We start from the raw sequence: 21,672 nt of genomic DNA on the forward strand, positions 1-21,672 counted from the left end.
TTAGTGGACACGATTGCCAGCCTCTTCAGCTTTATCACCTGGCCCGTCTCCTGGGTCATCGTCCAGTTCCACACGGTGTACGGGGCGATCTTCGGACCTGACACCGGATGGGCCTGGGGCCTGTCCATCGTGTCCCTGGTGATCCTCATCCGCATCTGCCTGATCCCGCTCTTCGTGAAGCAGATCAAGGCGACGCGCGGGATGCAGACGCTCCAGCCGGAGATGAAGAAGATCCAGGAGCGCTACAAGAACGACAAGCAGCGTCAGTCCGAAGAGATGATGAAGCTGTACAAGGAGACGGGTACCAACCCGCTCTCCTCGTGCCTTCCCATCCTGGCGCAGTCCCCGTTCTTCTTCGCCCTGTACCACGTGCTCAACGGCATCGCCTCGGGCGACACCATCGGCGCGGTCAACCAGGACCTGCTCCAGAGCGCGCAGAAGGCACACATCTTCGGGGCTCCGCTGGCCTCCAAGTTCTTCAGCAGCGAGAGCGAGGTCGCCGCCCTCAGCGCCTCCCTGACCGACGTCCGCGTCGTCACCGCGATCATGATCGTGCTGATGTCGGCCTCGCAGTTCTTCACCCAGCGCCAGCTGATGACGAAGAACGTCGACACCACGGTGAAGACGCCGTTCATGCAGCAGCAGAAGATGCTGATGTACGTCTTCCCCGTCATGTTCGCCGTCTTCGGTGTGAACTTCCCCGTCGGTGTCCTCGTCTACTGGCTGACCACCAACGTGTGGACCATGGGCCAGCAGATGTACGTCATCCGCAACAACCCGACGCCGGGTTCCAAGGCGCAGGCCGCCTACCTGGAGCGGCTGCACAAGAGCGTCACCGAGCACGGCGGGACCCGTGGCCGGGGCCAGAAGGCCATCGTGAAGGCGATCGTCGCCAAGGGCCGGGACCGCAACGAGGCCGAGCGGAAGTTCATCAACGGCCTGAACAAGGCGGGCATGGCGGCTCAGGCCGACGGCACCGTGGTGAAGAACGATGCCGCCGTGGCCGCCCAGAGTGCGGACGGCTCGACCGAGACGACCGCGGGCCAGCCCAAGCGCCAGCAGCCGAAGCGGCAGAGCAAGTCGCAGCGCCAGGCCAAGCCCGTCGGCGAGGCCGAGCCGAAGACGTCGCTGACCAAGTCGGACGAGCCGCAGGACGCCAGGCCGGCCGACAAGCAGGAGGCCAAGCCTGCCGCCGGGGCCAAGAAGCCCGCTCAGAAGTCCGGCGGCGGTGGCCGCAGCAAGGCCCAGTCCGGACAGCGCAAGGGCCCGCAGCGGCCCAAGTCCCCGTCGAAGAAGTAAGAAGGAGTCCATCCCGTGACGGAAGGCACCACCTCCGCCGCTGCCGAAGGTGCAGACACCCTCACCCGCCTCGAGCAGGAGGGCGAGATCGCCGCGGACTACCTGGAGGGTCTGCTCGACATCGCCGACCTCGACGGCGACATCGACATGGACGTCGAGGCCGACCGCGCCTCCGTCTCGATCATCAGCGACAGCCAGAGCAGGGACCTGCAGAAGCTGGTCGGCCGGGACGGTGAGGTACTGGAGGCTCTGCAGGAGCTCACGCGCCTCGCCGTGCACCGGGAGACCGGTGACCGCAGCCGACTGATGCTCGACATCGCGGGTTACCGGGCCGAGAAGCGCGCCGAGCTGTCCGAGCTGGGCGCCAAGGCCGCGGCCGAGGTCAGGAGCAGCGGCGAGTCCGTGCGGCTGAAGCCGATGACGCCCTTCGAGCGCAAGGTCGTGCACGACGCGGTCAAGGCCGCCGGACTGCGCAGCGAGTCCGAGGGCGAGGAGCCGGAGCGCTTCGTCGTCGTGCTTCCCGCCTGATCGGTCCTCTCGTTCACCGGCCCCGTCTGTTGCGCAGGCGGGGCCGAATTTTGTCAGCCTGATAGTTCTGGTGGTTCTGGTACCGACGCCCGGTGCGCCGGTGCCGTACGGAAGGACGGTCCCCGTGTCGGAGGCAGCGGAGCTTCCCCCTGTACCCGAGCAGGCACGTGACGTGTTCGGCGATCGCTACGCGGACGCGGTCCGCTACGCGGAACTGCTTGCCGAGGCGGGGGTGAAACGCGGCCTGATCGGTCCGCGTGAAGTGCCCCGACTCTGGGAGCGGCACCTGCTGAACTGCGCGGTGCTCTCCGAGGTCGTGCCCGAAGGAGTGACGGTGTGCGACGTCGGTTCGGGAGCCGGTCTGCCCGGGATCCCGCTGGCGCTGGTACGGGAAGACCTGAAGATCACCCTTCTTGAGCCGCTGCTGCGTCGCACGAACTTCCTGTCCGAGGTCGTGGAGCTGCTGGGCCTGGACCATGTCACCGTCGTACGGGGCCGGGCCGAGGAGGTCATGGGCAAGCTGCCGCCGGTGCATGTGGTGACGGCCCGCGCCGTCGCGCCGCTGGACCGCCTCGCCACCTGGGGCATTCCGCTGTTGCGCCCGTACGGTGAGATGCTCGCCCTCAAGGGTGACGCGGCCGAGGAGGAGCTGAAGGCGGCAACCGCGGCGCTGAGCAAGCTCGGCGCGGAGGAGACGTCCATCCTTCACGTCGGGGAGGGCGTGGTGGACCCCATGTCCACCGTGGTGCGGGTCGAGGTCGGGGAGAGCCCCGGTGGTGTGCGTTTCGCCGCCAAGCGGGCCAAGGCCGCTCGGACCGGGCGCACGCGCCGACGCCGCGGATAGCACTGATGGTCCGCCGTACTCCACACAAGCTGCCCTGCCCCCGTATGCCGGAGTGTCGCGGCAGTTAGGCGTTGGCCGCGCTGCATCGTGTTTCACGTGAAACGTCGCTCACTGCTGCACGGCATCATCAGCCGCGGCCGCGCCGCGGCCGACCCCCGCGACCGAAAGCCTCTCGGGTCGCTCGGCGAGGGCATGGAGTTGTCCACAGAGGTGGATTTCTCCACAGAAGACCAGGCCTCACTGGTTCATGACCCCGAGGGCATGGGAGGCTCTGTTCATTGCGAGCCTGAAGTCGAGGAGAGTGAATCCTTGCGGTCCGACGCCAATATCGCGGGACCGATGACCGATCCGGTCCCCGGTCCCCGTACCGAGTCGATGGGGGCGGATGTTTCACGTGAAACACCGCCTCCGATGGACGACACTCCGATCGGTCGAGCTGCCCAACTCGCGGTGGAGGCTCTGGGCCGCGCCGGCGAGGGGCTGCCGCGGCCCGAGCAGACCCGGGTCATGGTCGTGGCCAACCAGAAGGGCGGTGTGGGCAAGACGACGACGACCGTCAATCTGGCCGCGTCACTCGCCCTGCACGGAGCGAGAGTCCTGGTCGTCGACCTCGACCCGCAGGGCAACGCCTCCACCGCGCTGGGTATCGACCATCACGCCGACGTTCCCTCCATCTATGACGTGCTGGTCGAGAGCCGTCCGCTCTCGGAAGTGGTCCAGCCGGTCCCGGATGTCGAGGGTCTGTTCTGTGCGCCCGCCACGATCGATCTCGCCGGTGCGGAGATCGAGCTGGTCTCTCTGGTCGCACGTGAGAGCCGTCTCCAGCGGGCGATCACTGCATACGAGCAGCCGCTGGACTACATCCTCATCGACTGCCCGCCCTCCCTGGGCCTGCTGACCGTCAACGCGCTCGTCGCGGGCCAGGAGGTGCTGATCCCGATCCAGTGCGAGTACTACGCCCTGGAGGGGCTGGGACAGCTGCTGCGCAACGTCGACCTGGTGCGGGGGCATCTCAACCCCACGCTGCATGTGTCGACCATCCTCCTCACCATGTACGACGGGCGGACGCGGCTCGCGTCGCAGGTCGCGGACGAGGTGCGCAGCCACTTCGGCGAGGAGGTACTGCGGACGAGCATTCCCCGCTCGGTCCGTATTTCCGAGGCCCCGAGCTACGGGCAGACGGTACTGACCTACGATCCAGGATCAAGTGGAGCCCTCTCCTATCTGGAGGCGGCCCGTGAGATCGCGCTGAAGGGTGTGGGCGTCAACTACGACGGGACCCACGCTCACGTCGGCGCCCAGAATGATCCGAGCATGGTGAAGGGGATCCAGTGAGTGAGCGACGGAGGGGGTTGGGCCGTGGTCTGGGCGCACTGATCCCCAACGCCCCGACCGAGAAGTCGGTCGCCTCGGCGGCTCTGGGAACCGCGGCCTCCGCGGGCCCCGGGACGATGCCGTTGCTGCCCAACGAGCGTGGAGTGGCCGCGGCGAAGGTGGCCACGCTGGCGCATGTTTCACGTGAAACGGAAGAGCCGGCCTCACCGCAGGGAGCGGAGGGACTCCGGCCGCCCATGGGGGCGCACTTCGCCGAGGTTCCTCTCGACGCCATCACGCCGAATCCGAAGCAGCCACGCAAGGACTTCGACGACGACGCTCTGGCCGAGCTCGTCACCTCCATCAGGGAGGTGGGCCTTCTCCAGCCGGTTGTCGTACGGCCGACGGAGCCCGGGCGCTATGAACTCATCATGGGTGAGCGCCGTTTCCGAGCCTGCCGAGAGCTGGAGCTGGACGCCATCCCGGCGATCGTGCGGGCGACGGAGGACGAGAAGCTCCTCCTGGACGCACTGCTGGAGAACCTGCACCGCGCTCAGCTGAACCCGCTGGAAGAGGCGTTCGCCTACGACCAGTTGCTGAAGGACTTCAACTGCACGCACGACCAGCTGGCGGACCGCATCGGTCGCTCCCGCCCGCAGGTGTCCAACACCCTGCGTCTGCTGAAACTTTCCCCGAAGGTGCAGAACCGGGTGGCCGCTGGTGTGCTCTCCGCCGGGCACGCGCGAGCCCTGCTGTCCGTGGACGACCCGGAGGAGCAGGACCGGCTGGCGCACCGCATCGTGGCCGAGGGGCTCTCGGTGCGGTCGGTCGAGGAGATCGTGACCCTGATGGGTTCCCGGCCGCAGAAGCCGCAGCGAGCCAAGGGCCCGCGAGCCGGCTCTCTGGTCTCTCCGGCGCTCTCGGAACTGGCGACGCGGCTCTCGGATCGCTTCGAGACGCGCGTGAAGGTCGACCTGGGACAGAAGAAGGGGAAGATCACCGTCGAGTTCGCCTCCATGGACGACCTTGAGCGGATCCTCGGAAGTCTCGCTCCCGGCGAAGGCCCCGTGCTGCAGAAGGGCCTCCTTGAGGACGGAGACGACGGGGACGAGGACGTCCAGTCCTGATGCTCGGGTAGGGGGAGCACCCAAGGGTGCTTCGACTGCCTCAAGGGCGGGCCGTGTCCGGTGCATACCGGAACACGGCCCGCCCTTTGCTTTACGGCGGTGTCGGGGTTACCACATCGTGGATACGATGCGATCGAGATGGCGTTGTCACCTGGCAGTACCTCTGAGAGGAAGGCAGGGGCCATGCGAACGATGAGCCGTACCGAACTGGTGAGCGCGGGCCTGGGGCTGGGCGCGGTCGGTGGGTTCATTGGCAGCCTGCTCAGGGAACGGAGCGTTCTGACAGCCGCCCGCGACGCGGCAGGGGAAGGAAGCGAGGAACAGCCTTCATGGGGCGCCGGCTTGTACCGCTCACGCTGGACAACCTTCAGGACCTTCCCCAGCGCTGTCGCTCGTGCGTCTTCTGGGAACTGGACCCCGTCAGTGGCGAGGCCGCGGTAAAGGCGGGCACGCAGGCTCTGGAGAAGGAGTCCTGGATCTCCGCCGTTCTGCTGGACTGGGGGTCCTGCGGTCGGGTGGTCTACGTCGACGACGTACCGGTGGGCTTCGTTCTCTACGCACCGCCCGCCTATGTACCGCGCTCAGCGGCTTTCCCGACCAGTCCGGTCTCCTCCGACGCGGTCCAGTTGATGACGGCATTCGTGATGCCGGGGTACCAGGGGCAGGGACTCGGCCGGGTGATGGTCCAGACGGTCGCCAAGGATCTTCTGCGACGTGGCTTCAAGGCGATCGAGGCGTTCGGGGATGCCCGCTGGAAGGAGCCTGCCTGTGTCCTGCCGGCGGATCATCTTCTGGCGGTCGGGTTCAAGACGGTCCGGCCGCATGCCCGGCATCCGCGACTGCGGTTGGATCTGCGGTCCACGCTGTCCTGGAAGGAAGACGTGGAGATGGCGCTGGACCGCCTGCTCGGTGCCGTTCAGAAGGAACCGGTGTTGCGTCCGCTGTAGTGACGGCACCGGAGGGAGCGGTAAACCGAATGGGCCGACCCGGTCGGGTCGGCCCATTCGTGTTTCACGTGAAACGTCAGTCGACGCTCATCAGTCGGCGGTCGTCAGTCCGCGATGAAGTCTTCGAGGTCGCGGACGATCGCGGCCTTCGGCTTCGCACCGACGATGGTCTTGGCGACCTCGCCGCCCTGGTAGACGTTCAGGGTCGGGATGGACATGACGCCGTACTTGGCGGCCGTACCCGGGTTCTCGTCGATGTTGAGCTTGACGATCTCGATCTTGTCGCCGTACTCGGCGGCGATCGCTTCGAGGGACGGCGCGATCTGACGGCACGGACCGCACCAGGCGGCCCAGAAGTCCACCAGGACGGGCTTGTCGTTCTTGAGGACGTCCTGCTCGAAGGAGTCGTCGGTCACATGCTTCAGGGTGCCGGCCACGGCGGGCTCCTAACTGGTTGGTGCGGGGGATGGGGTGTTCAGACGGCGGTCTTCTCGGGCTCCGCCTTGTCCTCGTCGCTGAGGGCGGCGAGGTAGCGCTCGGCGTCGAGAGCGGCGGAGCAGCCGGTGCCCGCGGCGGTGATCGCCTGCCGGTAGGTGTGGTCGACCACGTCACCGGCCCCGAAGACACCCGTCAGGTTGGTGCGGGTCGAGGGCGCGTCGACCTTCAGGTAGCCCTCCGGGTCCAGGTCGAGCTGGCCCTTGAAGAGCTCAGTGCGCGGGTCGTGGCCGATCGCGATGAACAGGCCGGTCACCGGAAGATCAGAGAGCTCGCCGGTCTTGATGTTGCGCAGCTTCAGGCCCGCCAGCTTCTGCTCGCCCTGAACCTCGGCGATCTCGCTGTCCCAGACGAACGTGATCTTGGGGTCGGCGAAGGCACGCTCCTGCATCGCCTTGGAGGCACGCAGGGTGTCACGGCGGTGGACGATCGTGACGGACTTCGCGAAGCGGGAGAGGAACGTGGCCTCCTCCATCGCGGTGTCACCGCCGCCGATCACGGCGATGTCCTGGTCCTTGAAGAAGAAGCCGTCACAGGTCGCGCACCAGGAGACACCGCGGCCGGACAGAGCGTCCTCGTTCGGCAGGCCGAGCTTGCGGTGCTGGGAACCGGTGGTGACGATGACGGCCTTGGCCCGGTGGACCGTTCCCGCGGTGTCGGTGACGGTCTTGATCTCACCGCTGAGGTCGACGGCCACGACGTCGTCCGGGATCAGCTCGGCACCGAAGCGCTCCGCCTGGGCCCGCATGTTGTCCATGAGCTCGGGGCCCATGATGCCGTCCTGGAAGCCGGGGAAGTTCTCCACCTCGGTGGTGTTCATCAGCGCACCGCCCGCGGTGACGGCACCTTCGAACACGAGCGGCTTCAGCGACGCGCGCGCGGTGTAGAGCGCCGCCGTGTAGCCGGCGGGCCCGGAGCCGATGATGATCACGTTTCGGACGTCGCTCACGGCTTCATTCCTCGTCTCTGGACTGCGTCTTCAGGGCCGGGTGGAGCTGCACTCGGAACTCTCACCCCACCTAACGGATCCTACGGGGCGCGCATTCCCGCTGTGTCCGGGCACACGGCGGCAGGGCCGGGCCGCACGAGGAGGAGGAAGGCCGGACCGCTACGAACGCGCGTAGGAGTGCTTGAGAAGGATCTTGGCCTTGCCCACTGCGGGCTGATCCACGCACGCCGTCTCGACGATGTAGGCGGTGACCCGGGTGTCATTGGTGGCGTCGGACAGCACCACCAGCAGGGCTTCCTTACCCCGGTAGACGCCCGGCTCCGTGGCGATCACAGCGTCGTCGCGTCCGATGCCCTTGCGGACGCACTCAGGAACGGTCGGCTGCTTGAAGACATGGTTCTCGGCGATGTCGCCGCCGTTCTCGGACTCCATGCCGAAGCTCCGCGGCGTGCGGGACCCGCTCTGGGCGCCGCCGTCCGCGACGAGGTGGGTGACCTTGTCCTTGAGTCGCCCCTCGGAGAAGGTGTCCACGAGCGCGGTCTGCTGCTCGCGGGCGGTGTTGCCGGACGAGCTCTCCTCGGTGAGGGAGGACACGACGACCGAGCCCAGTCCGATGGCGGCAGCGGCGGCCACGGCGCCGAGGACAGCGATCCTTCGCCGCCCGCCTGGACGGCGGTCCTTGCGTCCGGGACCGGTGGAGGAGAGGCGAGCGTGCCCGGAGGGCCGGTCGACCGGTGCCGAGGTTTCACGTGAAACACGTGCGCCGTCGGCGACGCCCGGCGCCGGCTCGGCTGCCAGGGCGGCGTCTATACGGGCGGCCACATCGTCCGGCATGGGCCCCGGGGCAGGCAGGGTGCCGAGCAGTCCTTGGATCTCGGTGAGCGAGGCGTAGACGTCCGCGCAGAGCTCGCAGCCTTCCAGGTGCTGGCGTACTTCGGGGGTCCGTGCGGTCGGGAGGATGCCTTCGGCGAGGTCGGCGATCTCCGCGACGTCCGGGTGCCCGGTCTTGTCCGTCGTCGACGACGTCACGCTCGTCCACCTCCGCCCTTCACTGCGGTTGAATCGCCCGGCGCTGCTTCCGACGGTCCCGCTGCGGGTGGGACGGATGCCCCCTGCGTCCGGTTCCGTTCCGGGCCGGGCTTCCTGTTCTCTCCGCCGCCGTCCGGACGCAGGTGGGTGAGCAGCGGAAGGAGCCTGGCTCTTCCCCGGGCACAACGACTCTTGATCGTTCCGGCCGGTACGTCGAGGATGCGGGCGGCCTCCGTGACGGGGTAGCCCTGCATGTCGACCAGCACGAGGGCGGCCCGCTGTTCGGCGGGCAGGGTGCCCAGGGCCTCCAGCAGCTGACGGTGGAGATCGTTGCGCTCGGCGGGGGCGGAGGCCGACTCGTGCGGCTCCAGCAGCTGCTCCAGGCGCTCGGTGTCGTCGACGGGCGCGGTCTTCCGCGAGGCGGCCTTGCGGGCGCGGTCCAGACAGGCGTTCACCGTGATCCGGTGCAGCCAGGTGGTGACGGCTGCCTGACCGCGGAAAGTGTGGGCGGCCCGGTAGGCGGAGACGAGCGCGTCCTGGACGGCGTCGGCGGCCTCCTCGCGATCCCCCAGCGTCCGCAGGGCCACCGCCCAGAGCCGGTCGCGGTGACGGCGCACAAGCTCACCGAAGGCGTCGGGGTCGCCCTCGACGTGGCGGGCGAGGAGGTCCTGGTCGTCGATGTCGCCGTACCCGGTGTCATCCGCCACAGGCCCCCTCCCCCTTTCCTCGGAGGGCCCTCAGCCCTTGAACGTCACGTCGGTGATCGCCTGCTTGTAGCCGGCGTTGCTGTAGCCGTCGGCCGGGGCATTCGGTACATCGGTCATCCACAGCAGGACGTACCGCGTCTTCACGGGCTTCGAGGCCTTGGCCGTGAGCGAGGTGCCGGTCGTGGTGGCGCTCGCGATCTCCTTCATGCCGTCGACTCCCGTCGAGGGCGTCAGGGAATCGGTGGCGTAGAAGTGCACGGTCGTGTGATCACCCGTGTACCGGAGTCCTATCGACGCCGTCGAGACGTCCTGCGGTGAACCGAGGTCGTAGACGATGCCGACCCCGGGTTTGTACGGCGCGAGCCTCGGCCCTTCGTTGTACTTCTTGGTGCGCCAGAAGGTAGAGGTGTCGGCGTCGTAGGTGTTGGCCACGTCCTGCGGTGCCTGGGCACTGCCGCTGGCGACGTACTCCTGGGCCCTCCGAACGGTGATCGGCTTGACCGGCCTGGTCTGCTCGTCGTTCTTGTCGTTGCCGTCGACCGTCTGGGTCTGGTTCGGGTCGTCGGCCTTGCCGCCCCGTTCCATGAGGGCGTCCGCGAGCTGCCAGCTGCCGAGGCCGAGTGCGGCGATCAACAGGGCCGAGACGCTCCACTTCAAGGCCTTGCCCGTACGGCTCTGCAGCGGGGGCGGCGGCGTCGGTACGGGCGGGGTGACACCGGGATGCGGTGCCGGGCGGCCGTACGCGCCCTGCTGGTAGGCCGTGTGCTGGTACTGGGGCGGTGCGGTGTACGCCGGCTCCGGCGGGCGGATGCGTGGCATCTCGCCGATCGCCTTCACCAGTTCCTCCGGCGTCGTGCACGGGGACTCGTGACGGGAGGCGGTGGCGCCGTCGTTGGCGAGCGCCCGCATCGCCAGTTCGGACAGACCGCGGTGGACGCCGGCCCGCACCTGGTCCGGCGGGATCAGCCCGAGGTCCTTGGGCAGCCCCGCCAGACCGTACGCGTCGCTCTCGTACGGCCAGCGCTGGGTGAGCGTGGCGTAGAGCAGGGCGCCGATGGCCTCGGTGTCGGTGCGCTGCGGAGTGTCGGAACTGATGCCGCGCAGCGCGGCGTTGACGGCGAGTCCGCGGATCCGCCACTGCCCCGTCGACGTACGCAGTACCGCGTTGGGGTTCAGGCGAAGATGGGCCAGGCCCTCACGGTGGGCGGCCGCCATGGCGGACGAGACCTGACTGACCATCTGGTAGGCGTCGTAGACCTCCAGGGGCCCGGAGGCCAGGAGCGCGGTCAGTTCGGTGGCGTCGGGGAGCCACTCGTGCACGACGTAGACGAGGTCGTTGTCCTCGACGGCATCTAGTACCTGGACGAAGCGGGGGTCACCGAGCAGGGCGGAGGAGCGCGCTGCCGCCAGGACGGACCGGGCTCGCGGGTGGTCCGCCGGCAGGAGGTGGACTCCGACGGCGCGGCGCAGCTTCTCGTCGACGGCCCGCCAGCTGCTGAAGCCGTCCAGACGGGTGACGCATTCCTCGAGGCGGTAGCGTCTGGCGAGCTTGTGCCCGCTGTGCAGTTCGGGAGGCGAGGCCTTGCCGGATTCCTCGCTCGTGGGGTTCCCCTGTGCCTCGTCGCTGTCCGTGTTCCGCTCCCGGTTGTTGGCCACCCCGTCGGCCGTGGACTGGTCCGCCTCCGCGGTCAGCGGCTCATCGCCGCTGTTGTCTGCCACGTCGACGGCAGCTGTGCTCCGTTCCGCCACCGTCGTTCCTGCCTCCCCATTCCGTGCGCGTCGGCCGACTTCCGATCCGCGCGTCCGACGCCGAACCCAATTGTGCCCACAGTCCGCCGCTATGCACGACACACAGCGGTGGACGATGGTTGTGCGCCTACCCCGGGTCTCAGCGTCCCAGGCGTCCGCGCACCATGCCGACCAGAGAGTTGACTTCCTCGATGCGCATGCGGCGGGCGGCGACGAAGAAGACACCGAACAGAAGCACTCCGCCGGCCAGCAGCGCGGCGAACGAACCCACGACGCCCTGGCCGAGCGCGCGGCTGATCGCGTAGCAGGCGGCGCCACTGAGCAGGGCGGCCGGTACGGACGCGATGCACAGCCGGGCGTAGGTCCGCAGCACCCGGGCGCCGTCCAGGTCCCCGCCCAACCGCTTGCGCAGCCTGCGCCAGGCGACGCCCACGCCGATCACATAGGCCAGGCCGTAGCTGGCCGCCATGCCGACGACGGCCCAGCGCGAGGGCAGCAGGAGGAAACACAGGCCCGAGGCGGCGGCGTTGACCACGGCCACGATGACGGTGTTGTAGAAGGGCGTCCGGGTGTCCTCGTAGGCGTAGAAGGCGCGCAGGACGACGTACTGCACGGAGTACGGGATGAGACCGAGGCCGAAGGCCATGAGCATGTAGCCCATGTTGGTGGCCGCGCCCGTGCCCGAGGAGCCGAAGATCAGGGTGCACATCGGGATGCCGAGCGCGACGAATCCGAAGGACACCGGCACGATGGCGACGGCCGTGGTGCGCAGGCCCTGGGAGATGTCGTCGCGCACCGCTCCCCCGTCCTCCTCGGACGCCGAGCGGGAGATGCGGGGCAGCAGCGCGGCCATCAGGGAAACGGTGATGATGGCCTGCGGCAGGCCCCAGATGAGCTGGGCGTTGGCGTAGGCGCTGTAACCGGTGCCGGCAAGGTCGGTGTCCGTGACCGACGCCGTGGCGAGCTGGATGACGACGAGGGCGCCCGCCTGGTTGGCGAGGACGAAAAGGATCGTCCACTTGGCGAGCATCGCGGCCTTGCCGAGGCCGTGGCCCCGCCAGTCGAACCGCAGCCGGAGCCTGAACCCGGTCTCGCGCAGGTAGGGGATCATCGCCAGGGCCTGGACGACGAGGCCGAGCAGGATGCCGATACCGAGGAGCTGCTTGCCTTCCGCCGGGATGGTCGCCACCGTCATACCGGAGTCGGCGGCCGTGCCGTAGACCCAGAGGAACATGCCTAGGGTGACGATGATGACGATGTTGTTCAGGACCGGGGTCCACATCATCGCGCCGAACCGCCCACGTGCGTTGAGGATCTGCCCCATCACGACGTGGACGCCCATGAAGAAGATGGACGGCAGGAAGTACCGGGTGAAGGTGACGGCCGTCTCGTTGGCCGCGGGATCCGAGGCCACCGGGTTCGACAGCGCGCGCACCAGCAGCGGGGCCGCGAGCATGCCCAGCGCGGTGAGGATGCCAAGGGCCACCATGACCAGGGTCAGGAGCCGGTTGGCGTAGGCCTCGCCACCGTCGTCGTCGTCCTTCATGGCGCGGACGAGCTGGGGAACGAAGACCGAGTTGAGACCGCCGCCGACGGTGAGGATGTAGATCATCGTCGGCAGCTGGTAGGCGATCTGGAAGGACTCGCCCAGCAACGCGAGGCCCAGGGCCGAAACGATCATCGCGGACCGGATGAACCCGGTCAGCCGCGACACCATCGTGCCCGCCGCCATCACGGCGCTCGACTTCAGCAGGCCCCCCGCGCGCCCGCCCTTCTTGGGCGCGGCCGACGTGCTCGCGGGAGCGGGCTCGGGCTCCTGGAGCGGGGCCTCGGCCGCCTCCGTGGTGGGTGCCACCGCGTACTGGCCGGGTGCGGGCGCCGCGTGCTGCCCGTGCGCCGAAGCGCTGCCGTACTGTCCCTGCGCCGGAGCCGGACCGCCGTACGGGCCGTGTGCCCCGGCGTTCCCGTAGGGGCCGGGCTCCTGGTGCCCGCCGTACGGTCCGGGGGCCGGCGGGGTGCCGTACTGCCCCGGCCCTGCCGCACCGCCGTACGGTTCCGGGGCGGGAGCCGGAGCGGGCACGGCCGCCTGGTCGTCGTACGCGGGGTGGCTGCCGCCCTGCTGCTGGTCGCGGAAGAGGTGCGCGAAGGCGTCCGGCTCATGACGCTGCTCACCGGCCTGGCCGACCAGGTCGTCGACGCCCACGAACTGGGTGGTCCGAGGATCGTCGCCGTACGGCAGGTACTGCGTCGGGCCCTCCGGTTCGGGGGCCGGGGTCGGCGCCCAGACGCGGGGGTCGGGGGCGTAGGGCGACTGGGAGGGCTGGGAGTACAGCGGCTGCTGAGGCGGGTAGGTCCCCGGGGGCGGCGGGGGGTGCGCGGCGCGGTCGTAGAGCGCCTCGGAGACCGGGTCCTGGGCGGAGAGGTCCTGTGCCCGGTAGGGGTCCTGGTCGTAGGCGTCCTGGAGGTACATGTCCGCAGGCTGCTGCGGCGGTGTCTGTCCCGGGTCCGGCGGCGGACCCTGGGGGTGACCCGAGCCGTCCACGGCCTGACCGCGGTCACCGTCGTACGGCGCGTTCATGGTTACCCCACCTCATCGTCCCGGGCCGACCGGCCACGACATCTCAACGGTCCACTCTCTCACCCGTGCCGGACGGGTCGGTGCTTTCCGCTGCGGTGTCCGGTGTCGGGTCACTCGGCTGCTCCGGGTCGTCTGCCCGGGCCGGCGCCGCGGACTCGTCCGTGGGACGCCCTTCGGGCTCCCCCGGGTTCTCCGGGCCGTTCTCGGCGTTGTCCGAGGCCTCCGGCTCCTCGGAGCCGCCCTCCTCGTCCTTCTCGGCGGCACGGGCCGCGGCACGCTTGCGCTGCGTGTACATCCGGAAGCCGGCGAGGACCAGCAGCAGAACGCCGCCTCCGATGACGAGCATCACGGTGGCCGTGATCTCCGTGACCTTCACGTCGAAGGTCACAGGGGCGCCGTACGGCCGTCCGTCCTTCGTGTACAGCTGGGCGATCACCGTCGCCCGGCCATTGGCGTTGGCCGACGTGGTGAACTTCACCGACTGGCTGTGGCCGCCGGATACCGAGATCGGCTGCTCCTCGTAGCGGGCGCCGTCGATCTCGAGGCGGGTCGGGTTCGTCGAGGTGAGCCGCAGGACCAGGGGTCCCACGTCCTGCACGAGGTTGTTCTGCACCGTGACCGGGATCGTGGCGCTGCGGCCGGAGAGCTTCGTCTCCGACTTGTCGATCAGTCTGACCCGGCCGGCCAGCCCGTCGAGGTACGACTTCACGTCGGCGCGGAACGACTTCGCCTCGGTGGCCCGGCCGCGCCACGACACGGACATCTCCCGGTTCAGGGCGCGACCGAAGGGCGTCACCACCCGGGACGGGTCCGAGAGCACGACCTTGAAGCTGTCCAGGGCGTCCTGCGTCTGGGCGCTCTGTACGAAGGCCGACCGGGGCAGCTCCTTCTTGCGCAGCGCCGACGGGTAGGAGGAGGTCCCCGGAACCTTGGTGGTGGCGTCCGGGTCCGGCTTGGCCGCGGAGGCCTCCGTCAGCTTCTGGGACTGGGACCAGGTGCCGCCCTGGAGGGCCCGCAGGCCCTCGGCCATCGCGCGCGCCTGGCTCCCGGTGGGCGTCCGCTGAGGGGCGATGACGACGCTGCGCTGCTTGCCGGTCTGGAGCCCCAGGCCCAGGCTCTGGGCAAGGAAGCGCTGCACGGCGAGCGTGGACGCGGACGCGCTCGTCAGGTCGCCCTCGAAGGCCGTGGACATCCGGGCGTCCGCCACGACGGCCGTCGTCCCGCCGCCGATGGGACGGGCGGCGGACGGTGTGTAGGAGAGGCCGTTGGTCTCCTGGAGGCTGTCGCTGCGCGCGATCACCTTGTCGGCGCCCGCGGAGGTGGCGACCTTGACGATCGACCGGTCGACGGCGCCGTCCACGGGCCAGGCGAAGTCGGTGTTCGGCTTCACATGGAGGATCGGTTCGACCGTGTTGTCGACGACGTCCGTCGCGTCCTTGAGCTGACTCAGCGAGCCGGTGACATCCGTGCCGTTGTGGGCCAGGGACGCCAGGTCGGGGTCGGCGAAGGGGAGCGCGACGACCTCCTCGTCGGCCACCGCGTCCTGCAGGTCGGCCAGCCACTGCTTGGCGACCGCCTGGTGGGTGCCCACGGTGGTCTTGTCCCCGTCCCGGACGCGGTAGCTGCCCGTCATCGCGTCGACGGACGCCAGCAGGTCCGGATCGACCACCCAGGTGACGTCGAGGTCCTTGCCCAGCGCCACCATCTGGTTCAGGCGGCCGCCGGGGGAGATCTCCTTTGCCAGGTCGTTGTTGAGGAAGACCGGGGTCTGCTCCTCGTTCGGCCCCGTTTCGGCGGCCATGTGCGTCGTCGAGACGAGCGGCCACAGCGCCGTGGTCCTGGTCCTGGTGTCGGCCTCGCCGGGCTGCCACGGCAGGAAGGTGCGCTGGATGCCGAGGATCTGCTCCCACGGCTGAGCGGAGGTCTCGCCGGACAGTGAGACGGCGAATTCGTAGACGCCGTCGTTGCCGAGGTTCAGGTCGTCCACCGGCACGGAGATGTTGAAGTGCTCGGCGACACCGGGGGTGAGCTTGGAGAACTCGTCGGTGTACTTGTCGTCGATCTCCGGAGAGATGGAGCCCTGGAGGTCGTCGCTGTTCTTGGCGATCGAGTCGACCGACGAACGGGTGTCGACCGGTGGGCCCACGCGCAGGCCCACATGGGCGTCGGTGACGGCCTGCTTGCCGTGGTTGGTCACGGTGCCCGAGACGGTCACCGTGTCCCCGTCCGTGGGCGCGGAGGGGGTGAGTGAGTCGACGGCCACGGCCACCGAGCCCGAGTCGGAGTCGGTCAGGGCGGCGGCGGCCTCCTCGGCGTGCGCCGAGCCGGCGGCGGGCAGCTGGACGAGACCGGCCAGCAGCGGCGCCCCGGCGAGCAGTGCCGTGGTGCGCCGCAGCCACCGGCGGGCAGGTGAGGCACTGGTCCCCTGGAAGTCTGCCGCCTCGGCCACGCGCTCGCCCGTCCCTCGTCGTGATCAGTGGTCGTCGGAATGTGCGTCCACGCATGGTAACGATGTGCGCCGAGGGGAAGTGCCGCGGAGTACGCCACAAGATCGGCGGGCGGGCCGGGCCCTCCCGCTATGTGCGCCTATAAAGGGAGCGGTACGGAAGCGGGGGATTCGGTGCGCGTTCTACGGGGGCGCCTGTCTCCGCCCGGGCCACGTACCCTGTTCTGTTGTGCCGAACGCCAACGAAGTCAGCCCCAGCGTCCTGAGCCAGGAGCAGCACCGCACGGTGAGTGAGCCGCTGCGGATCGCCCCTGTCGCCGACGATCTCGCCCGCCGCTTTCAGGAGGCCGGGTTCTCGCTCGCCCTGGTCGGCGGCTCGGTCCGGGACGCCTTGCTCGGGCGGCTCGGCAACGACCTGGACTTCACGACCGACGCCCGCCCTCAGGACGTACTGAAGATCATGCGTCCCTGGGCGGACGCGGTCTGGGATGTCGGGATCGCCTTCGGCACGGTCGGAGGGCAGAAGGACGGCTGGCAGATCGAGGTGACCACCTACCGGTCGGAGGCGTACGACCGCACCTCGCGCAAGCCCGAGGTGTCCTACGGTGACTCCATCGAGGAGGACCTCGTCCGGCGTGACTTCACGGTGAACGCGATGGCCGTCGCGCTTCCGGAGAAGGCGTTCATCGACCCGTACGGCGGACTCGACGACCTTGCGGCCCGGGTGCTGCGTACTCCCGGGACTCCCGAGGACTCGTTCTCGGACGACCCGCTCCGGATGATGCGGGCCGCGCGCTTCGCCGCACAGCTCGACTTCGAGGTGGCGCCGGAGGTCGTGAAGGCCATGCACGACATGGCCGGGCGCATCGACATCGTCTCCGCCGAGCGGGTCCGGGACGAGTTGAACAAGCTCATCCTCTCCCCGCACCCGCGCAAGGGGCTGAGCCTGCTGGTGGAGACGGGCCTGGCCGCCCGGGTCCTGCCCGAGCTGCCGGCCCTGCGACTGGAGCGCGACGAGCACCACCGGCACAAGGACGTCTACGACCACACCCTCATCGTCCTGGAGCAGGCGATGGCCCTGGAGAGCGACGGGCCCGACCTCACCCTGCGCCTGGCCGCCCTGCTGCACGACATCGGCAAGCCGCGCACCCGCCGCTTCGAGAAGGACGGCAGGGTCTCGTTCCACCACCACGAGGTGGTGGGCGCCAAGATGACGAAGAAGCGCATGACCGCGCTCAAGTACTCCAACGAGCTGGTGAAGGACGTCTCACGCCTGGTCGAGCTGCATCTGCGCTTCCACGGCTACGGCACGGGTGAGTGGACGGACTCCGCGGTCCGCCGCTATGTCCGGGACGCGGGCCCGCTGCTCGGCCGTCTCCACAAGCTGACGCGATCGGACTGCACGACACGCAACAAGCGCAAGGCGGCGGCCCTCTCCCGTGCCTACGACGGTCTGGAGGAACGGATCGAGCAGCTTCAGCAGCAGGAGGAGCTGGACGCGATCCGCCCGGACCTGGACGGCAACCAGATCATGGAGATCCTCGGCATCCGTCCCGGACCGGCCGTCGGCCAGGCGTACAAGCACCTGATGGAGCTTCGCCTGGAGAACGGGCCGATGGGGCACGACGCGGCGGTGGCGGCGCTGAAGGAGTGGTGGGCCGGCCAGGAGGCGTGACCCGAGGATGACGAACAGACGAAGGGGCGATGTTTCACGTGAAACATCGCCCCTTCGCCGTCTGTGACGGTGCCTTACTTGTCCTTCAGGCAGAGCAGGAAGTCGCTGCCGCTGCCGCTCTCGGTGTACGAGTACTGGAAGTCCTTGGCGGCTTCGGAGCACTTGCTCTCAGCGGTGAGAGCGGAGAAGGACCCCTTGATCTTGGCCAGCACCACGTACTGGGCCTTCGCGTCGCCGCAGTCGACGACCTCGAGGTCCGGGTCGGTGTCGCTGGTGCTGCCGCGGTGCATGCAGTCGCCGACCGCAGCGGTGTCGGCGTCGTCCCGGCTGGCGATGTAACCGCCGACCGCTACACCCACGACGACCACCGCGATGACGATGTTCTTGATCGTCTTGAAGCTCAGCTTGCGGCGGGCCGGCTGCGGCGGCACCGGGGCGTACGGGGCACCCTGCTGCGGGAAGCCGGGCTGACCGGGCTGGCCTGCCTGCTGCGGGAAGCCCGGCTGCCCCTGGGCGTAGGGGTTCTGCCCCTGGGGCTGCTGCGGAGCCTGCGGCGGGTTCTGCGCGAACGGGTTGCCCTGAGGCGGCGGCTGGGTGGTCACTGGGGGTCCCCCTGGAATAGGTGCGTGTCGCGAACATGCCGCGAGATAAGACGCACGTAAGCTACCGGGTCCCACTGACAACTCTGTAGCCCAATGGGCCTCTGTGTCACTGATGTGACACTCGTCGACTCTCAAACCGGGCCATAGCTGCCGCAACCACTCCGTAGAGCACGGAGACCGTCACGACCAGCTGAACCGACCGGCCGTCAGGCGGCAGCATGAGCGCGGCCACCCCGGCCGCGCCGACGAAGGCCACGTTGAACAGCACGTCGTAGACGGAGAAGATCCGGCCCCGGAAGGTGTCGTCGACCAGGGACTGCACGACCGTGTCGGTCGCGATCTTCGCTCCCTGCGTGGTCAGGCCCAGCACGAAGGCGGCGGCGAGCAGGGGCGCCGTGGCGAACGGCAGTCCCAGCGCCGGCACCAGCACGGTGGCGACCGCCGCGCACACGGCCATCCAGCGACCGGGTCCCAGCCTTCCCGCGGCCCAGGGGGTGACCACCGCCGCCGCGAAGAACCCGGCCCCGGAGACCCCCAGCGCCAGCCCCAGCAGGGCGAGCCCCTCCTCCGTGTCCGAGGAGAGGGAGTACCGGCACAGCATCAACAGCATCACCAGCAGGGCGCCGTAGCAGAACCGCATCAGCGTCATGCCCGCGAGTGCCCAGGCCGCTTCCCGGCGGACGGGCGCGGCGAGATGACGCACGCCCGCCACCAGGTCGCGGGCCGTGCCGGTGAGCGCCGAGGCCAGCCTGGGCGGTACGCGTTCCGGGTCGGGGCCGAGCAGGTCCACGGCGATCCGCAGCGACGCCAGCGCCCCGCACAGATAGAGGCCGGCGCCGAGCAGCACCACTGCGGCGTCGGAGTCGGAGACGACGAGGCGTACGACGAAGGCGAGGCCGCCGCCCGCAGTGGCGGCCAGGGTGCCGGCCGTCGGGGAGAGCGAGTTGGCGATCACCAGACGTTCGGCGTCGACCACCCGGGGCAGCGCGGCGGACAGACCCGCGAGGACGAAGCGGTTGACGGCCGTGACACAGAGGGCCGAGACGTAGAAGAGCCAGTCGGGAACGGAGGCGACCATCAGCACCGCCGTCACCGAGGCCAGCGCGGCACGCAGCAGGTTGCCGTACAGGAAGACCTGGCGGCGGCGCCAGCGGTCGAGGAGGACGCCGGCGAAAGGCCCCACCAGGGAGTACGGAAGCAGCAGCACCGCCATCGCGGAGGCGATCGCGGCGGGCGAGGTCTGTTTCTCCGGGGAGAAGACGACGTAGGTGGCGAGCGCGACCTGGTAGATACCGTCGGCGCCCTGGGAGAGCAGGCGAACGGCGAGCAGGCGCCGAAACCCCTTCAGGCGCAGCAGGACGCGCAGGTCACGGACGACGGCCATGGGCACAGCCTCACATACGGGAAGGGTCCCCGGGTCATGCGACCCGGGGACCCTCGGCAGACCGGGGTCAGCGGCTGCTCAGCGCTCGACCTCGCCCGCGATGAACTTCTCGACGTTGGCACGGGCCTCGTCGTCGAAGTACTGGACCGGCGGGGACTTCATGAAGTAGCTCGACGCCGACAGGATCGGGCCGCCGATGCCGCGGTCCTTGGCGATCTTCGCGGCGCGCAGGGCGTCGATGATGACACCGGCCGAGTTCGGGGAGTCCCAGACCTCGAGCTTGTACTCGAGGTTCAGCGGGACGTCACCGAAGGCGCGGCCCTCGAGGCGGACGTAGGCCCACTTGCGGTCGTCGAGCCAGGCGACGTAGTCGGACGGGCCGATGTGGACGTTGTCCGCACCCAGGTCGCGGTCGGGGATCTGGGAGGTGACGGCCTGCGTCTTGGAGATCTTCTTGGACTCCAGGCGCTCGCGCTCGAGCATGTTCTTGAAGTCCATGTTGCCGCCGACGTTCAGCTGCATCGTGCGGTCCAGGACGACGCCCCGGTCCTCGAACAGCTTCGCCATGACGCGGTGCGTGATGGTGGCGCCGACCTGCGACTTGATGTCGTCGCCGACGATCGGGACGCCCGCCTCGGTGAATTTGTCCGCCCACTCCTTGGTGCCGGCGATGAAGACCGGGAGGGCGTTGACGAAGGCGACCTTGGCGTCGATGGCGCACTGGGCGTAGTACTTCGCCGCGACCTCGGAACCGACGGGCAGGTAGCAGACGAGCACGTCGACCTGCTTGTCCTTGAGGACCTGGACGATGTCGACCGGCGCCTCGGCGGACTCCTCGATGGTCTGGCGGTAGTACTTGCCGAGACCGTCGTGCGTGTGGCCGCGCTGGACCTGGACGCCGGTGTTCGGCACGTCGCAGATCTTGATGGTGTTGTTCTCGGAGGCGCCGATGGCGTCCGCGAGGTCCAGGCCGACCTTCTTGGCGTCCACGTCGAAGGCGGCGACGAACTCGATGTCACTGACGTGGTAGTCGCCGAACTGGACGTGCATCAGGCCGGGGACCTTGGCCGCCGGGTCGGCGTCCTTGTAGTACTCGACGCCCTGCACCAGCGATGCGGCGCAGTTGCCCACACCGACGATGGCTACGCGAACCGAACCCATTCCGGTTGCTCCCTGTGTGTACGAGTGAGGCCCTGACTGGGCGCTCACGTGGCGGTGTCGCCGGGCGTATCCGGCCGGGGGTCGTCCCCCGGCCGGGGCAGGCCGCCCGTCGCTCCAGATGTCGTGTCCTGTTGAGCGGTCCCCTCGGCGGCGGAACCCCTCAGGTCCCGCCCCGCCCGCTCGCTCTCGATGAGCTCGTTCAGCCAGCGCACTTCGCGCTCCACGGACTCCATTCCATGGCGCTGCAGCTCAAGCGTGTAGTCGTCGAGTCGCTCCCGGGTGCGGGCCAGCGAGGTCCGCATCTTCTCCAGGCGCTCCTCCAGCCGGCTGCGCCGTCCCTCGAGCACGCGCATGCGTACGTCTCGCGACGTCTGCCCGAAGAACGCGAAGCGAGCGGCGAAGGTCTCGTCCTCGTACGCGTCCGGGCCCGTCTGGGAGAGGAGCTGCTCGAAGTGTTCCTTACCGTCGGCCGTCAACCGGTAGACGATCTTGGCGCGGCGTCCCGTGAGGGAAGCGGCGGCCTCGCCGACGTTCCCCGGTTCCTCGATCAACCAGCCGTTGGCGACCAGCGTCTTGAGGCAGGGGTAGAGCGTCCCGTAGCTGAACGCCCGGAACACACCCAGTGACGTGTTGAGCCGTTTACGCAGCTCGTAGCCGTGCATCGGGGACTCGCGGAGCAGGCCGAGTACGGCGAACTCGAGGATGCCGGATCTCCGGCTCATCGTCGCCTCCTCTCGCCCTTATGCCGTGCTGATGTATCGACTCGATACATCAGCACGATAGAACGAGCTTCTGCGTGCGACAAGAGGTGAACTGGTGAACGGGATCACATCAGGGT

18 protein-coding genes are annotated in these 21,672 nt (G+C 69.0%); 7 read left to right on the top strand and 11 right to left on the bottom strand.

Annotation, left to right across the window (positions count from 1 at the left end; translation table 11 throughout):
- The first annotated feature begins 3 nt into the window (after positions 1 to 3).
- The 6 genes from yidC (at position 4) to IE94_RS0109080 (ending at position 6,059) form a co-directional block, all read left to right on the top strand.
- Entirely contained in the window at positions 4 to 1,299 is a 1,296-nt protein-coding gene (yidC, locus tag IE94_RS0109055; RefSeq protein WP_030180787.1) for a membrane protein insertase YidC, read from the top strand.
- A 15-nt stretch (positions 1,300 to 1,314) separates the two neighbouring features.
- A complete protein-coding gene (locus IE94_RS0109060; RefSeq protein ID WP_030180789.1) occupies positions 1,315 to 1,827 on the top strand; it encodes a Jag family protein in 513 nt (170 codons plus the stop codon).
- A 124-nt stretch (positions 1,828 to 1,951) separates the two neighbouring features.
- A complete protein-coding gene (rsmG, locus tag IE94_RS0109065) occupies positions 1,952 to 2,671 on the top strand; it encodes a 16S rRNA (guanine(527)-N(7))-methyltransferase RsmG (RefSeq protein ID WP_030180791.1) in 720 nt (239 codons plus the stop codon).
- Between the two features lie 261 nt (positions 2,672 to 2,932).
- Entirely contained in the window at positions 2,933 to 4,006 is a 1,074-nt protein-coding gene (locus tag IE94_RS0109070; protein WP_078606440.1) for a ParA family protein, read from the top strand.
- Complete coding sequence (locus IE94_RS0109075) at positions 4,003 to 5,112, top strand: ParB/RepB/Spo0J family partition protein (protein WP_030180802.1); 1,110 nt, start codon at positions 4,003 to 4,005, stop codon at positions 5,110 to 5,112. Before IE94_RS0109070 ends, IE94_RS0109075 begins: the two co-directional genes overlap by 4 nt.
- Positions 5,113 to 5,441: 329 nt before the next feature.
- Positions 5,442 to 6,059, top strand: a complete 618-nt coding sequence (locus tag IE94_RS0109080; protein ID WP_030180805.1) for a GNAT family N-acetyltransferase — start codon at positions 5,442 to 5,444, stop codon at positions 6,057 to 6,059.
- A 104-nt stretch (positions 6,060 to 6,163) separates the two neighbouring features.
- Here IE94_RS0109080 and trxA read toward each other — a convergent pair whose 3' ends face one another.
- From trxA to IE94_RS0109115, 7 genes are all read right to left on the bottom strand, one after another.
- Positions 6,164 to 6,496: a thioredoxin gene (gene trxA, locus IE94_RS0109085; RefSeq protein WP_003975042.1), complete on the bottom strand. Its 333-nt coding sequence runs from the start codon at positions 6,494 to 6,496 to the stop codon at positions 6,164 to 6,166.
- Between the two features lie 38 nt (positions 6,497 to 6,534).
- Positions 6,535 to 7,503: a thioredoxin-disulfide reductase gene (gene trxB / locus IE94_RS0109090; RefSeq protein WP_030180808.1), complete on the bottom strand. Its 969-nt coding sequence runs from the start codon at positions 7,501 to 7,503 to the stop codon at positions 6,535 to 6,537.
- A gap of 159 nt (positions 7,504 to 7,662) precedes the next feature.
- On the bottom strand, positions 7,663 to 8,532 hold the full coding sequence (locus IE94_RS0109095; protein WP_030180809.1) for an anti-sigma factor: 870 nt from the start codon (positions 8,530 to 8,532) through the stop codon (positions 7,663 to 7,665).
- Entirely contained in the window at positions 8,529 to 9,239 is a 711-nt protein-coding gene (gene sigM, locus IE94_RS0109100; protein ID WP_030180812.1) for an RNA polymerase sigma factor SigM, read from the bottom strand. Before sigM ends, IE94_RS0109095 begins: the two co-directional genes overlap by 4 nt.
- A 30-nt stretch (positions 9,240 to 9,269) precedes the next feature.
- The gene (locus tag IE94_RS0109105; RefSeq protein WP_030180815.1) at positions 9,270 to 10,988 is read right to left on the bottom strand and encodes a protein kinase family protein; all 1,719 of its coding nucleotides are present in this window, start codon (positions 10,986 to 10,988) and stop codon (positions 9,270 to 9,272) included.
- A gap of 139 nt (positions 10,989 to 11,127) precedes the next feature.
- Positions 11,128 to 13,566, bottom strand: coding sequence for a murein biosynthesis integral membrane protein MurJ (gene murJ / locus IE94_RS0109110; protein ID WP_030180817.1), 2,439 nt, complete (start codon positions 13,564 to 13,566; stop codon positions 11,128 to 11,130).
- A 43-nt stretch (positions 13,567 to 13,609) separates the two neighbouring features.
- Positions 13,610 to 16,015: a DUF6049 family protein gene (locus IE94_RS0109115; RefSeq protein ID WP_030180820.1), complete on the bottom strand. Its 2,406-nt coding sequence runs from the start codon at positions 16,013 to 16,015 to the stop codon at positions 13,610 to 13,612.
- Positions 16,016 to 16,241: 226 nt separating this feature from the next.
- Here IE94_RS0109115 and IE94_RS0109120 point away from each other — a divergent pair, with 226 nt between their 5' ends.
- Positions 16,242 to 17,687 (top strand): CCA tRNA nucleotidyltransferase, encoded by a 1,446-nt coding sequence (locus tag IE94_RS0109120; protein WP_030180822.1) that lies wholly within the window; start codon positions 16,242 to 16,244, stop codon positions 17,685 to 17,687.
- A gap of 74 nt (positions 17,688 to 17,761) precedes the next feature.
- Here the strand turns inward: IE94_RS0109120 and IE94_RS0109125 are convergent, their stop codons facing one another.
- From IE94_RS0109125 to IE94_RS0109140, 4 genes are all read right to left on the bottom strand, one after another.
- On the bottom strand, positions 17,762 to 18,289 hold the full coding sequence (locus IE94_RS0109125; RefSeq protein WP_030180826.1) for an LppU/SCO3897 family protein: 528 nt from the start codon (positions 18,287 to 18,289) through the stop codon (positions 17,762 to 17,764).
- A 106-nt stretch (positions 18,290 to 18,395) separates the two neighbouring features.
- Positions 18,396 to 19,673, bottom strand: coding sequence for an MFS transporter (locus IE94_RS0109130; RefSeq protein ID WP_030180829.1), 1,278 nt, complete (start codon positions 19,671 to 19,673; stop codon positions 18,396 to 18,398).
- 78 nt (positions 19,674 to 19,751) lie between these two features.
- Entirely contained in the window at positions 19,752 to 20,834 is a 1,083-nt protein-coding gene (locus IE94_RS0109135; RefSeq protein ID WP_030180832.1) for an inositol-3-phosphate synthase, read from the bottom strand.
- A 44-nt stretch (positions 20,835 to 20,878) separates the two neighbouring features.
- Entirely contained in the window at positions 20,879 to 21,556 is a 678-nt protein-coding gene (locus IE94_RS0109140) for a PadR family transcriptional regulator (protein WP_030180835.1), read from the bottom strand.
- Positions 21,557 to 21,672 lie beyond the last annotated feature (116 nt).

Origin of the sequence: Streptomyces violaceorubidus (genome assembly GCF_000717995.1) — a bacterium.
GTDB classification, from domain to species: Bacteria; Actinomycetota; Actinomycetes; order Streptomycetales; family Streptomycetaceae; genus Streptomyces; species Streptomyces violaceorubidus.

Excerpts from the sequence above, each read along its gene's own strand:
- IE94_RS0109130 (WP_030180829.1), bottom strand. The coding sequence starts at position 19,673 with ATGGCCGTCGTCCGTGACCTGCGCGTCCTGCTGCGCCTGAAGGGGTTT.
- IE94_RS0109140 (WP_030180835.1), bottom strand. The coding sequence starts at position 21,556 with ATGAGCCGGAGATCCGGCATCCTCGAGTTCGCCGTACTCGGCCTGCTC.
- IE94_RS0109135 (WP_030180832.1), bottom strand. The coding sequence starts at position 20,834 with ATGGGTTCGGTTCGCGTAGCCATCGTCGGTGTGGGCAACTGCGCCGCA.
- IE94_RS0109070 (WP_078606440.1), top strand. The coding sequence starts at position 2,933 with ATGGGAGGCTCTGTTCATTGCGAGCCTGAAGTCGAGGAGAGTGAATCC.
- IE94_RS0109080 (WP_030180805.1), top strand. The coding sequence starts at position 5,442 with ATGGGGCGCCGGCTTGTACCGCTCACGCTGGACAACCTTCAGGACCTT.
- murJ (WP_030180817.1), bottom strand. The coding sequence starts at position 13,566 with ATGAACGCGCCGTACGACGGTGACCGCGGTCAGGCCGTGGACGGCTCG.